Consider the following 13777-nt stretch of genomic DNA (forward strand, 5'->3'; position numbering starts at 1 on the left):
TGTGGGTGTTTTTTAAACAAAGTAAATGCACATGAAGACACTGATACCGATGAGAAAAAGATACATATAGTCAATCCATGAGGTGCTGATGATATGATAATACGTTCGCTCTCTCGTCCCTGTGAAGCCCCTGACTTCCATTGCAATCGCTAAGCGTTCTGATTTTCGTACGCCTTGCGTAAAAAGGGGCAATGCATAACGCATAAAGGCTTTCCAGCTGTTTTTTTGCTTGTAGCCTCTGATTTTGTGTGCAGCTTTCATTTGTTTTAATTCACTTTGAAATAACGGAATAAACCGGAAGCCGGCAAGCATGCCATACGCCCATTTTGGGGACATTCGGCATTGATGAATCAGACTCATCATAAATGCCGTCAAATCTGTTGTGGACGTAAAAAGGAGACCAAATGTCACAAATCCCAGCATTCTAAAAGCGATGGTGAGCCCATTTCTTAAACTCTCCTCTGTGATATGAAACCACGCCCACTTCCAAACGGTATGATCCCCCTTGCCGAAGGCCGCCATCATCCAAAAGACGAGAATAAAAAAGAGCAGATAAGGGACAAGCCTTGTAACGAGATACTTCATATTCCATCCACCTAAAACAAGTCCAATGCCAAGAGCAAACAGCCAAATGATAAAGGTAGTTTTAGGGTCAGAAATCGACATGAGACAGCCCATCGCAAGCAGATGAGCGAGTAATTTCATGACTGGATTCACAGTAGAAAGAAAGGATTGATTACTTTGCAATCGTCAGCACGTCCTTTCTTTCTGCCACATAGCGATAATGTAAAGGAGCTCTCAGCTGATAAGCATCGACAAGTTCTTGATTTGAAAATAAATCATAAGGGGTGCCATCATAAACATGCTTCCCTTGATGAAACAGAAGCACTTGATCGGCACACTCATCGACAAGCTCCATATCATGTGTGACCATCACAATGGTCGTACCTTGGCGCTGACGCTCTTTTAAACGCCTCATCAATTCCTTCGCCGTTTTTTCATCCTGCCCGAAAGTCGGCTCATCTAACAGCAATACATCTTGATCAAAAAGGAGCATCGTGGCAACACTTAATCTTCTTTTTTGCCCTAAGCTTAAGGTGAAGGGATGTGCTTTTGCATGATTCTCTAAACCGAACTCTTTCAGCAGCTGAACCGTTTTTTCTTGTACGACTGATTCTGGCCAGTTTCGCTGTCTGCCGCCAAAGGCAATTTCATCGAATACTGTGTCTTGTATAAATTGAAGCTCCGGATTTTGAAACACAAAGCCTGCTTTTTCATATAGTTCTCGGTCTGACCACTTTTTTAGGAGTGTATCTTTTAAGAAAATGTGGCCTTTTTTCGTTGGCTCTAAACGAACCAAATGTTTGAGAAGTGTACTTTTTCCACTTCCATTTTCCCCAATGATCGCCACCCAATCCCCTGATTTGATATCAAGCTGGAGATCACTCATAATCCTTTTTTTCCCGTAGCTTAATTGAAGATTTTCTGTACGAATCATTGTCTTTCGTTCGATTGATGGCACTTTTTCTCGCTGCTCTTTTCGTGTTTTAAAAGTTTGCATAAAGGTTTGACTCAGTGGATGAAATGGATCTTGAATGATCGTGGACCATTTCTCGGGAAATAATTTGGGCCGCCAAATTCCAGCCTCTTTCATTTCTTCCTCATATGCCGTGAGCACATCTTTTGGAGCTCCATCTGCTAAAATGCTGCCTTGATCATCTAATAAAATCACCCGGTCCATCCATTCGATGACACCGTCAAGCACATGCTCTACAAAAATCATGGTCTGCTGCTGACCGGCTGCAAGCTGCTGCAGCAGTTGAAATATGTCCATTCTACCTGCCGGATCAAGCTGTGCGGTTGGTTCATCAAAGAATAGAACATCCGGCTGTAATGCGAGTAAACAAGCAAGTGCCAATCGCTGCTTCATGCCGCCAGATAACGTGTGAATCTCTGTATGCGGATCGACATTCAGTTGGACTTTTTGCATGAGCTGCTGAATGGTGTCATCCATCTCTTCACGAGGGACGGAACGGTTCTCTAAGCTAAAGGCAATTTCTTCATTGACGCGGTGCATACAAAACTGAGAGTCTGGATCTTGAAACATGACGCCTGTATGTCTTTGTAACACCACTTCGCCCTGCATGTCTGCTTCCACATGCTCTGGAATGATTCCAGCCAGAACCGAAATGAGCGTAGATTTCCCGCTTCCGCTCGGTCCTAAAATAAGCACCTTTTCCCCTTTTTGAATCGTAAGGGAGATTTGATGCAAAACGGGCTTAGGCTGTTCATAAAAACGGACAGAGAGTTCATTGCACGCGAGAAATGAATTCATGCTGTTCACCTTTGTTTCGTTTTTCTTTCATGATGGCATATTGATTCAGTACACCTGTTTTGGATAGTGCGTCCACCACCACTTTCGCAAGGCAGCCGCCAAGTATCATTCCACTAATGATTTGAGTCACAAGCGTCATAAGTAAAACTTGAGGCGTGTAATATCCAAAGCCATTTGCCACGAGACTGTAAGACATCGCTCCGATAGCGGCAAAGGCACCAGAGAGCATCAGTGTCCACATGCGATACCGTTTATAACCAAAAAGAGCAAAGGCGATTTCTGCCCCAAGCCCTTGGCATACACCAATCAGCAGAGCTGAAAGTCCAAAGTGGCTTCCTGTCAATAATTCCACAGCAGCGGCGGCTGTTTCCGCAATCAGAGCAGCTCCCGGCTTTTGAATGATATATGCAACGATTGGACTGGCAATGACCCATATTCCAAACATGATGTTGCCTCCTGCTGGGCCAACAAGTGCTGTAATCGGTAAGTATAGCGTGGACCATCCTAAATAGATCACACCGCATGCAACGGATAAAATCACCGCAAGAACGACTTCTTTCATCTTCCATGTCATGATGAATGCACCTCCAGTTGAACTGGCCACTCTTCAACAGTGAAGGCCATTTCCCAAAACTTGTACTCGAGCTGGCAGCTTAAGATAAAATGCTGTTTCATTTTTTCCTTTTCCTTCTCACTTGCTGCTTCCGCCAACTGATCGAGCCGCTTGCAAAGCTCACCTGTAACAGAATCGGTTAATCCTCCATAAAACGTGATCCACTCATAAAACGGATGTGACGGGTCCGGCTGCACATCTGTAAGCATTCGTTTCCCTATTTCCCAATATGTCCAAGGACATGGAAGCAGGACAGCGATGATTTCACCAAGCGTGCCTTCTTGCGCAACTTGCAGCATGTGATGAATATAGTGATGAGCACTCGGAGCCAAAGAAGCACCTTGGAGCTCATCATATGCTACTCCTGCCACTCGGCAAAGGTTTTGATGAGGGTGCGTCTCACTATCTAGTACAAACGCAATCTGCTGATGGAAAAACGCAATATCCTCTCTGTCTGTACATCTGCTGAGCGCTGCTGCATAAATTTTAATGAATGCTTGTAAGTATTCTGCATCTTGTTTGACGTAATGAATGATTTGTTCCTTTTCCAGCTTTCCTGCTGCCAGGCCTCTGACGAACGGATGCTGATAAATGGCTTCAAATAACGGTTCTGCTTCTTTCCTTAATTGCGTAGAAAATGTCATAAAAAAAGCCTCCTCTTCTTCAGTTGAATAAATGAAAAAGCCACCCCAAATGGAGCGGCCTTCTTATCAATTCAATCATGAATAAGACAAGGTCCAGCTCCACTTCCCTCCGCTAGTACGAACTAGATCAGGTTCAAAGGGTCCAAGATTTTCTCTTGTCTCAGTCATACATGACTCCCCTAGTGGACTTTTGTCATTTAATTATCTTTACTCTACACATGTGGCGATTTGATGTCAACCGCCTTTCTTAATTCAACGTTCTGATTGTTGGCAGCTTCTCGATCCCTGCAGCATAGTAGAAATTCAGCACACTGAAGAAATCAATCGGCTTTCCTGTTTTTAAATCTACAGCTAAAATATGATCACCGTAATTTGTCATATCATCAATATCTAAGCGTCTTGGTGTTGTCTTCCCGAGTGTATCAACAAAGGTATCATGGTAATATTGCCCGCTTGCATATGATGATTGATGGTACATAAACAATGTCTCAACATCTAAGTAAACGAGGATGGCTTCTGAGGAGCTCGCATAAGGAGCTGAGTATGACACAGGAGCCGAAATGTTTTTTACTTTCACACTTGAGATTGAATGAGTTCTTTGTTCGTATTTTCCATCATAAGAGAAATAAAAAACACGCTCCCATTCATAATTTGCTGTCTTTGTTTGCTTATTGTATACTTTTGTACCATTTGCAAATACATCACCGTTTGCATACTCAGCTACAAAATATTGCAAGGTGGACGAAAGAGATACAGCCCCCGTGAAATTGGGCGGGTTTTTTGCATTTACTTGTATCGTGTAGGAATCTCCAAATTCTCCGCCGCTTGTAATACCGAATGCATAATCACCTGCTGGTAAGCTGGTCAATCCAAGCAGGCTGCCTGCCGGTTGAATCAAATCTGTCGGGTAGGCTTGTCCTGTTTCATAATCAACAACAAATAATTGAACAAAATAATCAGGGTTTGAAGAGGTAATCCGGCTGATGAGTGCCTGAGGTGAAGATGTGCTTAAAAACCATAAATCAACTGGGTCGTCCTCTGTTAAGACAGCCGATTGATTAATAGCTAGTCCATCAATGGAGCGAACGGCAGACGTGCGCATTTTGCCTTCTTTAGCAGCTTTTCGTTTGATACTGATTCCTTTCTTCTTATTCACTTTAAATGATTTTTTCACTTGCTTCTGTTGAATAGCGGTTCCTTCATCCTGCTTTTCAAACGATTCTTGCACTTGCTGAATCGCTTTTTCCGTCAGTGGTGATATTTTCCCTTCTGATTTCGGTGCTTCTTCTGCTTTTAATGCTGGTGACAACAAACCTGTTGCGACGAGTAAAACAGATAGTAAAGCTGCGGTGATTTTGACATAAAATGCTCTCACAGGAACATCCCCTTTTTCCTCATTTGGGTTTTTTACCCTGTGATTATTTTACCATTATTCTAATTATTGTTTTGGTCTTTTTTGGGACATTTTTATAACAAAAAAACCAGCCGCATGAGTCACGACTGGTTTTTGATCGTTTTATGCAATAGTTTTGACAAACAAGCGTGCTGTTTCTGCACTTGATCCCGGGTTTTGTCCAGTGATGATTTGTCCGTCAACGACAGCAAATGGCGCAAAGGCGTCTCCTTTTTCAAACGCTGCCCCCTGCTCACGAAGTTTTGTTTCCAATAAAAATGGAACCTTTGATGTCAGCTGCACGGCTTCCTCTTCTTCGTTTGTAAAGCCTGTGATTTTTTTGCCTTCGATAAATGATTTGCCATTTTCATCCTTCACATCAACGAATGCTGAAACACCATGACAAACGGCTCCGATCGCACCATTTTTATCTGAAACTGCTAAGATCGCATCCGCTACCAGTTGATTAGACGCAAAGTCGATCATAGGACCGTGCCCTCCAGCAAAGAAAATTCCGTCATAATCAGCGGGATTCACATCTGTAAGCGCCTTTGTGTCTTGAAGTAATTCATATACATCTTGATATTGCGCTGGGACACCTTCAGGAATTGAATTTTTGTCAATTGGTACAGTGCCACCTTGAATAGAGACAATTTGTACTTCTAGTTCATTTTCTTTAAAAATATGAAATGGCTCTGCCAACTCTTCTAGCCATAAGCCTGTTGGATGTCCATTCATTTCTGGGCTGCTTGTCGATACTAATAACACTTTCTTACTCATCTTGATCATCCTTTCGATTTATCCTGTGGTTATTTTATATTTTGCACAATTAAATATCAAGCAATATGACTTTAGGCCAGCTCATTATGTTATACCCGATTTTCTAAAAAATATGGTATGACTCGAAATCTAATCAATATGTCACATTCTATTGGTAGGGAATTTCATGTAAAATTGTCATTGAGTGATATAATATGAGGAAAGATTGACAGATCTCTCGTCACATGAGGGGATTTTTAAAGGAGTGGAAAAGAGATGAAAACCTATTCGATTGTGATGATCATCATCACGCTCTGTATTATATTGGCCGTCTTTTTGATGAACCTAACGGGGGTCATGTACGGAAAAATCATTTTGGCCGTTGCCGTTGCCCTTTGTCTGACATCCATTATTCGTTTAATGGGTCTTCGAAAAAGATAAAAGCCGCCCTCACCAGGGGCGGCTTTATTTAAGATTAGATCGCCAGCATCAGTGCAATGAGTGCAAGCAGTGCTGGTACTCCTTGTTTGATGATAATTGATTTATTGGATGTTACACCGCCAAATACTGCTGCGATGATCACACAAAGAATGAAAAACAGCTGAATCATATATCCAACGGTATTCGATCCAAGAATGAGCCCCCAAATGAGTCCTGCAGCTAAAAACCCGTTATAAAGCCCCTGATTGGCAAACATTACTTTGACATTTGGATCTTTTTGCAAGTGTTCTGGCAGCTTAAAAGACCGCTTCGCCATCTTTGATTCCATAAAAAACATTTCTAATAACATGATGACAATGTGTTCTAATGCGACAATTCCTACTAAAATCATTGCTAAAATATTCAATTTAGTTAATTCCTTTCTGATAGACGGTCACGAATCTCTATTTTGTCCGTGTATAAATCAAAGTCTTGTATTAATTCTAGCGCTTCTGTAAAGCGACTTTGTGGAATGTCTTTCATTTTTCTCACGCCGAATTCCTTTTTAATAAAAGCCATGATGGTATTGATATGAAGCTTACCGTGGCCATCATACTCCAAATGGCTGCAAAAAGTCTGCATCGTCCCTCGAATCACCTTTAATTGCTTGGCAGTGACACAACTCATTGGTAACGCTCATCCTTTCCTTTGTTTTAACAGCTAAAAAGAATCTTGGTTGAAAGAAAAACCTTCCAGTGTCTATTATATAATGGTTTCATTCGGATATCAAAATAAAAAAGAACAGACATTCGATTTAAAAAACAATCGTGCCCTCACAATCCTTTTCTCACATATCAAAAAGCCGGATTCAATGGTAGAATCCGGCTTTCTATTTAGTTACTTTTCGAAATTAATACCTTTCCAACAGAACGATCCTTACTTTGTCCAACGACTTTAAAGGATAACCCATATGTCGGTACATCGCGTCCTGCATCTGGGTTGTTTGGATTCACATAGTTCTTTTTATCACTAAATGTACGAGCCGGTCGAATGTAGCGATCTTGCAAAGTTAAGCCCGTTGTTGCTGTATAATCTATATTCAGCTTCGTACTTGGATTCAAAGAGAATGCTGCATCATGTACTTGGAACCCTGTGGCGGCAATGGAACCGTCACTCCATTTTAATACTTGCTGATCTGCATCTACTACGCCAAGGAAGCCGTTCCCCGGATGTTTTCCTACCCAGTTATCACTGTATGATTGATCGACATACCAAACGACCAACCCGTTATTGTAGCTCATCAGACTTGCCCCGCGTTTAATATGCTTTAAGCCTTTATCGACATCAGCATAAGAGCGCCACTCTAGTAAATAGTATTGTGCTGCATATTGTTTTCCATTAGATTTTGAGAATCCATTAAAGGTAAAAGTAGACGTGCCCTCGGCATCATCTGACCATACTTTCGCTCCATCTGCCGTGATGTTCAGGTCATCTACGAATAAGCCTGGAAGTGAATAGCCTGCATCAGTTGTGTAACGGAATTGCAGGTCGATTTTCTTCCCTGCATAAGCAGACAGGTCAAAGGCTGCATCTACCCAGCCGTCTGATTTTCCGTCGATGCCATTGCCTTCGTTTGCACCTGCTTCATTTCGATCATTCGTGATGTTACCCGCGATGGTCTTCCATTGATCAGTCCCTGTTTCACGCACTTCGACATACGCATAATCATAATCTTCTTCAATATCGTACCATGCTTTAAATGTCAGCTCTGCTTTGCTTCCTTTTGACAAATCAATACCTGTTGTCGTCATGGTTGCATTCAAATTGTCACCCGTTCCGCTGAAGTACGAATATTTCCCTTGAGCAGGTGTCGTGACGACAATCTCTTTATCTGGTAAATCGACTCGAACGGCATCATGGTTCGTTCCTTTTGTTGCTGCTTCATCAATTAATACTGTTTTGCTTTTCTTTAATGTTTTACCATCGATGGTTTGTCCAGAAAGCCAGTTGCCCCCATGCAGATTTTGAAGCATTTCTTTCGCATATGGGCTAAAGCCTGTTGGTTCCGTACCAGGAACTTTACCTGCCCAGCTTCCGCTTGACATGATCGACCAGTAAGAAACGGGCTCTCCTCTGCCTGTGTACTGTGTATCGTACTCGTCAGGAAGACCAAGATCATGTCCGAATTCATGTGTGAACACACCTGCTGCGCCATCTTCAGGCTCGATGGTGTAATCCAACGCGCCTAATTTCCCGCCTTGACCAACTTCAGATTCAGTATCCGGAATTTCAAATACATCACCAAGTGACCAGCGGTGTGACCAAATCGCATCAGCGCCAAGTTGACCGCCGCCTGCTTCTTCACCTACGCCGGCGTGAACGACCATCAGATGGTCAATGATGCCGTCTGGCTCGTTATAAACCCCGTCGCCATCAATATCATAGCGATCCCATTGATCATACTCGCTGAGATCAATATTCGGATCTTTTGCTGCAGCTTCGAGTGCTTCTTTCACCAATTCGCGCGGCCTGCCGTCACTGCCTGAATCGTCAGGTACGTTCCCGCCGTAATAAGCTGCTTCATGCTTCGCTGTATACCATCCTGCAACTGTTCCACTAACTGTGTAACTGCCGCCAGACTGCTTTTCATAATATTGCTTCATGGATACTTTCCGTTTCCCATCTGGACCGATGTAGCCATTTTTTCCGAAAAGCATATCTTGATAGTGCTGTTGATCGTACTTGTCATAGTACATATCAGTCTCTTCTTTTTTGATACTATTATGCTTATAATCTTTAAAATCTACTAATAAAACCAATACTTTATCATTGCGGACGTCACCTTTATACTTTTCCTTTTTGACCGGTTTTACTTGATTGCCTTCTTTTCCTTTATGCTTCTTTAATTTTTTCTTTTTGGCAAGTTTGTTATGTACCTCTTGTTTGTATTCTTTCAGGAATTCAGGCTCTTCTGTTAAGGTGCTGGCACTTTGTTTCATTGCCGATTCTTCTTTTTTCTTTAGATAGTTCTTTAATGCTTTTTGGGTTTCTGCCTCATTGGCATTCTTTTTGATCTTTCCTTGTTTTTTCAAGGCTTTGATAAGACGGTCTTCATTCACGACACTTGAGTCAAATGGAATACCTGAATAATGACCGCCATCTGAGGATGTTGATTTTTCTGTGGTGTGGGCAGATAGAGGGGTGCTGAAAGCTGTCAATGTGCCTAAACTTAGGACAGCGGTTAGTGCAATTTTCGTCCATTTCCCTTTTTTCATATTGGTTCCTCCCTATTTTGGTAATAAATAATATCTAATTCTAGCATATTCCAATATAGTTAAGTCGAAAAACATTTTATTTTCAGAAATTTTGTGGAAAATGCACAATACGTGAATGAAATGGGTGGAACCATATGTCGAAAATAAAAGAACCCTAGGCGATAACCGCCTAGGGTGTTTGTTGTTTTTCTATGAAAGCTGCTGGCCTTGAAAGGCAACCACGTCAAGTGGAGCGGCTAAGAATTCTTTTGCCTTCGCTACGAAAGCCTGGAAATGAGCACTTGCATTATGGCTCTGAACCGCAGCGTCATCTTTCCACACTTCTACCATTAAAAATGTATTTTCCTTTTCTGTATCCTTGAACAGCTTGTAGGAAACATTGCCTTCTTCAGCCTGTGAAGCTTTCATTAATTCGTTGATTTCTTCTAAAAATACGTTTTCTTTTTCTGGATGAATGGTCATCCCTGCATGAATAATGATCATGTGATCGTCTCCCTTTTTTTAAAAATTATTTCCACTCTGTGATACGGTCGATCGGTAAACGGTAAGATGCATAACCTTCGTCAGCCGCTTTCCCAATGGACAGAAGCATGACTGGTACATAACGTTCTTTATCCCATCCAAATGTTTCAGCGATGACTTCTTTATCATATCCGCCAATTGGATTTGTATCATAACCGTGTGCACGTGCAGCAAGCATAAGCTGCATAGACACAAGTCCACCGTCAATTAAGATTGTTTCACGATTCACTTGTTCTGGAAGAGCTTCAAAATGTGCAGTTAATGCAGCAATTTGTCTTTCTTTCACTTCTTGCGGCATGTAGCCATTTTCTACTGCTTTTGAATAAATTTCTTCTAAGTATTCATTGTTTTTCATATCTGCAAAAACTGCAATGACAGCTGCTGATGTTGACACTTGAGTTTGGTTGAATTTTGCAAGTGGTGCAAGCTTTTCTTTTCCTTCTGGGCTGTCAATCACCATGAAGCGCCAAGGTTGTGCATTTACTGATGATGGTGCAGTTGTTGCTTCTTCTAAAATCTCTGTCATTTCTTCTTTGCTGATTTTCACAGATGGATCATAGTTACGAATAGAGCGGCGCCCTTTCATAATTTCCATAAAATCGTTTGTTTTTAATGTTGTAGCCATGTGTAACACTCCTTTAGGTTGTTTGAATCTTTTCGATGTTTTGTTGTATACGGATGAGCACATCAGTGAGAAGCCTTCGTTCTTCTTCACTTACGTTTTCAAGCATTTCTGAGATAAATCGTTCTTTTTCTATTTTAGAAGCTTCGATTCTCGTTCTGCCTTCTTCTGTTAAGCGGACAAGTGTGACTCGATTATCTTCTGGTTTTCTTCTGCGTGTGACCATTCCTTTTGTTTCCAGCTGTTTTAAATGACGCGTCACAGCTGCACTATCAATATTTACTTTTTTCTGCAAATCTGATTGGCTGATTTCATCGGCTTGGAATAACAGCGATAGCAACTCAAGTCTTGATTGGCTGATGCCCGTACATGCTTCGAACTTCACGCCCATCATACGGTTCACGCACTGCAAACGATATAATACCTCTGCCTCTTCAGAGCAAAATGCAGTCAATGCCATCCCCTCTTTTCTATTCAGAAATCAATTACTTGATATATCAATCATTGACTCGTCAATTAATATACACCCATTGTTTGATGATTGCAAGAGGTTTGTTTCATAAAGTGAATTTTTTTATTTCAATAGAAAAAGACGAGCCTAAAATGACCATAAAAAAAGACAAAAGCGACGAATCGCTTTTGTCCTTTTTCTTTATTCAGTAATGACCGTGTGGATCAATGTTGGTGCATCGGCATGATCAGCAATGCGGATGTTGTCATAAATTTTCTCCATGACATTTGCAACATCTTCACGATTCGCATGCAGAGTCACAAGTGAATCTCCTTTTTCAACACGATCTCCCACTTTTTTGTTCAGCATGATGCCGACAGATAGGTCGATATCGTCCTCTTTTGTTGCGCGTCCTGCTCCAAGGATCATCGCTGCAACACCAATTTCATCCGCGACGATTTCAGCTACGACACCTGATTCTTTGGCAGGTACTTCAATTTTGTAAGGTGCTTGCGGCAGTTTTTCAGGCTGATCCACAATTGAGCTGTCTCCACCTTGGTTTTCTAAGAATTCTTTGAATTTCTCAAGTGCTTTTCCGTTTTTCATCACTTCAATCAGCTTTTCTCTTGCTTCATCAAGTGTGTCTGCTTTTTTCGCAAGAACGACCATTTGACTTCCTAATGTGAGCACAAGCTCGTTTAAGTCTTCAGGACCTTCGCCTCGGAGTGTGTCAATCGCTTCTTTCACTTCAAGGGAATTCCCAATCGCTAATCCTAGCGGCTGAGACATATCAGAGATGACCGCCATTGTTTGTCTGCCTACGTTGTTACCGATGCGAACCATGGCTTTTGCAAGCTTTTCTGAGTCTTCTGGTGTTTTCATGAAAGCACCTGCGCCTGTTTTCACATCAAGTACAATCGCATCTGCACCAGCAGCGATTTTCTTACTCATAATGGAGCTTGCAATAAGCGGAATTGAGTTAACAGTTCCTGTCACATCACGAAGAGCATACAGCTTTTTATCAGCTGGTGTCAGGTTGCCTGATTGCCCAATGACCGCTACTTTATGACGGTTCACGAGCTCGATGAATTCGTCTTTTGTAATTTCTACGTGGAAGCCTTTCACCGCTTCAAGCTTGTCCACTGTACCGCCTGTATGCCCAAGGCCGCGCCCAGACATTTTCGCAACAGGTACATCTAGTGCTGCAACAAGAGGGGCGAGTACAAGCGTTGTTGTATCGCCTACTCCGCCTGTTGAGTGCTTGTCTACTTTAATACCGTCAATGGCAGACAGGTCAATTGTATCTCCTGAGTTCGCCATAGCGAGTGTTAAGTCTGCACGTTCTTGATCCGTCATATCTTGGAAGAAAATTGCCATAGCCAAGGCACTTGCTTGGTAGTCAGGAATTGTTCCATCCGTATAACCTTTGACAAAGAAAGAAATTTCCTCTGAAGATAATTCTTTTCCGTCACGTTTTTTCGCAATGATATCTACCATTCTCATTGTTTTCACCATTCCTTTTTTTAAATTAGAAAATTAAACCGACTACACCTGCTGTTAAGAAGCTGACAAGAGTTGCACCGAATAACAGCTTTAATCCAAATCGTGCGACGACGTTCCCTTGCTTTTCGTTTAAGCCTTTGACTGCTCCAGCAATGATACCGATAGAAGAGAAGTTCGCAAATGATACAAGGAATACAGAAATGATCGCTTCTGTACGAGCAGTGAAATGGAAAGCATCACCGGATAGAATTTGCATTGCCACAAATTCGTTAGATACCATTTTGGTCGCCATAATGCTTCCTGCTTGTACCGCTTCGCTCCAAGGAACACCAACAATGAACGCAAATGGAGCAAAGACATATCCAAGTACATCTTGGAAAGAAACACCGATGGCAGCTGTAAAGATACCGTTAATCATCGCAATTAATGCAACGAATCCAATCAACATTGCAGCAACAACAATCGCTACTTTGAAACCATCCATAATGTATTCGCCAAGCATTTCGAAGAAGGATTGTCTTTCTTCCTCAACGACTTCAAGCATGTCTTCGTCCTTAGATACTTCATATGGATTGATGATCGATGCGATAATAAATCCACCAAATAGGTTCAGCACAAGTGCTGTAACCACGTACTCTGGCTTAATCATTTGCATGTACGCACCAACAATCGACATCGATACCGTCGACATTGCAGATGCACACAATGTATAAAGACGTTGCTGAGGTAATAATCCAAGCTGTTTCTTAATAGAAATAAAGACTTCTGATTGACCTAAAATCGCAGACGCTACTGCGTTGTAAGATTCTAGTTTCCCCATACCGTTTACTTTACTAAGCAAATATCCGATTCCGCGTACGATAAGCGGAAGAATACGCCAATGCTGCAGGATACCGATTAACGCCGAGATAAAGACGATCGGCAGTAAAACATTGATGAAGAAAGTGGACGCATTATCATTCATTAACCCGCCAAATACGAAGTTGATTCCTTCACCGGCATAGCCTAGAAGCATTTGGAATCCTTTTGCAAAACCTCCGACTAGGAAGTTTCCAACACCTGTATTGAGCAGAATATAACCTAAAATAAATTGCAGTACAATCATGACAATTACTGGACGGAATTTCACTCGTTTTTTCCCATTACTAGCCAGCCATGCAATGGCGAGAATCACTAGCAAACCGATGATACCAATCACGTATTTCATGTTTTTCCTCCTTGAATGAATTCGTTTACATTA

14 protein-coding genes, 1 pseudogene and 1 riboswitch are annotated in these 13777 nt (G+C 41.8%); of the genes and pseudogenes, 1 reads left to right on the forward strand and 14 read right to left on the reverse strand.

Annotated elements, in window-relative coordinates; all coding sequences use genetic code 11:
* Positions 1-12 precede the first annotated feature (12 nt).
* The 6 genes from NSU13_RS18030 to NSU13_RS18055 form a co-directional block, all read right to left on the reverse strand.
* The gene (locus NSU13_RS18030; protein WP_342489206.1) at positions 13-747 is read right to left on the reverse strand and encodes an energy-coupling factor transporter transmembrane component T; all 735 of its coding nucleotides are present in this window, start codon (positions 745-747) and stop codon (positions 13-15) included.
* A complete protein-coding gene (locus NSU13_RS18035) occupies positions 737-2335 on the reverse strand; it encodes an ABC transporter ATP-binding protein (protein WP_046312729.1) in 1599 nt (532 codons plus the stop codon). The genes NSU13_RS18030 and NSU13_RS18035 overlap by 11 nt, the downstream gene beginning before the upstream one ends.
* Positions 2310-2909, reverse strand: a complete 600-nt coding sequence (locus NSU13_RS18040; protein ID WP_061110279.1) for an ECF transporter S component — start codon at positions 2907-2909, stop codon at positions 2310-2312. The genes NSU13_RS18035 and NSU13_RS18040 overlap by 26 nt, the downstream gene beginning before the upstream one ends.
* Positions 2906-3592, reverse strand: coding sequence for a thiaminase II (tenA, locus tag NSU13_RS18045; protein WP_025093767.1), 687 nt, complete (start codon positions 3590-3592; stop codon positions 2906-2908). The genes NSU13_RS18040 and tenA overlap by 4 nt, the downstream gene beginning before the upstream one ends.
* An 87-nt stretch (positions 3593-3679) precedes the next feature.
* Positions 3680-3783: riboswitch (TPP riboswitch) on the reverse strand.
* A 56-nt stretch (positions 3784-3839) separates the two neighbouring features.
* Positions 3840-4967, reverse strand: a complete 1128-nt coding sequence (locus tag NSU13_RS18050; protein WP_034281378.1) for a hypothetical protein — start codon at positions 4965-4967, stop codon at positions 3840-3842.
* 141 nt (positions 4968-5108) lie between these two features.
* Positions 5109-5765, reverse strand: coding sequence for a type 1 glutamine amidotransferase domain-containing protein (locus NSU13_RS18055; protein WP_034281379.1), 657 nt, complete (start codon positions 5763-5765; stop codon positions 5109-5111).
* Positions 5766-6020: 255 nt separating this feature from the next.
* On the opposite strand from NSU13_RS18055, the gene NSU13_RS18060 reads away from it, so the two are divergent.
* Positions 6021-6185 (forward strand): hypothetical protein, encoded by a 165-nt coding sequence (locus NSU13_RS18060; protein WP_003214630.1) that lies wholly within the window; start codon positions 6021-6023, stop codon positions 6183-6185.
* A gap of 34 nt (positions 6186-6219) precedes the next feature.
* On the opposite strand, the gene NSU13_RS18065 is transcribed toward NSU13_RS18060, so the two are convergent.
* The 8 genes and pseudogenes from NSU13_RS18065 to NSU13_RS18100 all read right to left on the reverse strand — a co-directional run bounded on the left by NSU13_RS18065 (position 6220) and on the right by NSU13_RS18100 (position 13744).
* Positions 6220-6591 (reverse strand): DUF1304 domain-containing protein, encoded by a 372-nt coding sequence (locus tag NSU13_RS18065; RefSeq protein ID WP_034281380.1) that lies wholly within the window; start codon positions 6589-6591, stop codon positions 6220-6222.
* A 5-nt stretch (positions 6592-6596) separates the two neighbouring features.
* Complete coding sequence (locus NSU13_RS18070) at positions 6597-6851, reverse strand: ORF6C domain-containing protein (RefSeq protein WP_012011773.1); 255 nt, start codon at positions 6849-6851, stop codon at positions 6597-6599.
* 206 nt (positions 6852-7057) lie between these two features.
* Complete coding sequence (locus tag NSU13_RS18075; protein WP_081125126.1) at positions 7058-9439, reverse strand: immune inhibitor A domain-containing protein; 2382 nt, start codon at positions 9437-9439, stop codon at positions 7058-7060.
* A gap of 189 nt (positions 9440-9628) precedes the next feature.
* On the reverse strand, positions 9629-9922 hold the full coding sequence (locus NSU13_RS18080) for a putative quinol monooxygenase (protein ID WP_024423933.1): 294 nt from the start codon (positions 9920-9922) through the stop codon (positions 9629-9631).
* Between the two features lie 25 nt (positions 9923-9947).
* A complete protein-coding gene (locus NSU13_RS18085; RefSeq protein ID WP_041118286.1) occupies positions 9948-10586 on the reverse strand; it encodes a nitroreductase family protein in 639 nt (212 codons plus the stop codon).
* 13 nt (positions 10587-10599) lie between these two features.
* Positions 10600-11084, reverse strand: a pseudogene (locus NSU13_RS18090) (MarR family transcriptional regulator).
* Positions 11085-11235: 151 nt separating this feature from the next.
* The gene (locus NSU13_RS18095; protein ID WP_041087525.1) at positions 11236-12537 is read right to left on the reverse strand and encodes a pyrimidine-nucleoside phosphorylase; all 1302 of its coding nucleotides are present in this window, start codon (positions 12535-12537) and stop codon (positions 11236-11238) included.
* 25 nt (positions 12538-12562) lie between these two features.
* On the reverse strand, positions 12563-13744 hold the full coding sequence (locus NSU13_RS18100; protein WP_144496461.1) for a NupC/NupG family nucleoside CNT transporter: 1182 nt from the start codon (positions 13742-13744) through the stop codon (positions 12563-12565).
* Between the last annotated feature and the right edge of the window lie 33 nt (positions 13745-13777).

Source organism: Bacillus sp. FSL M8-0049 (assembly GCF_038593355.1).
GTDB lineage: Bacteria > Bacillota > Bacilli > Bacillales > Bacillaceae > Bacillus > Bacillus safensis.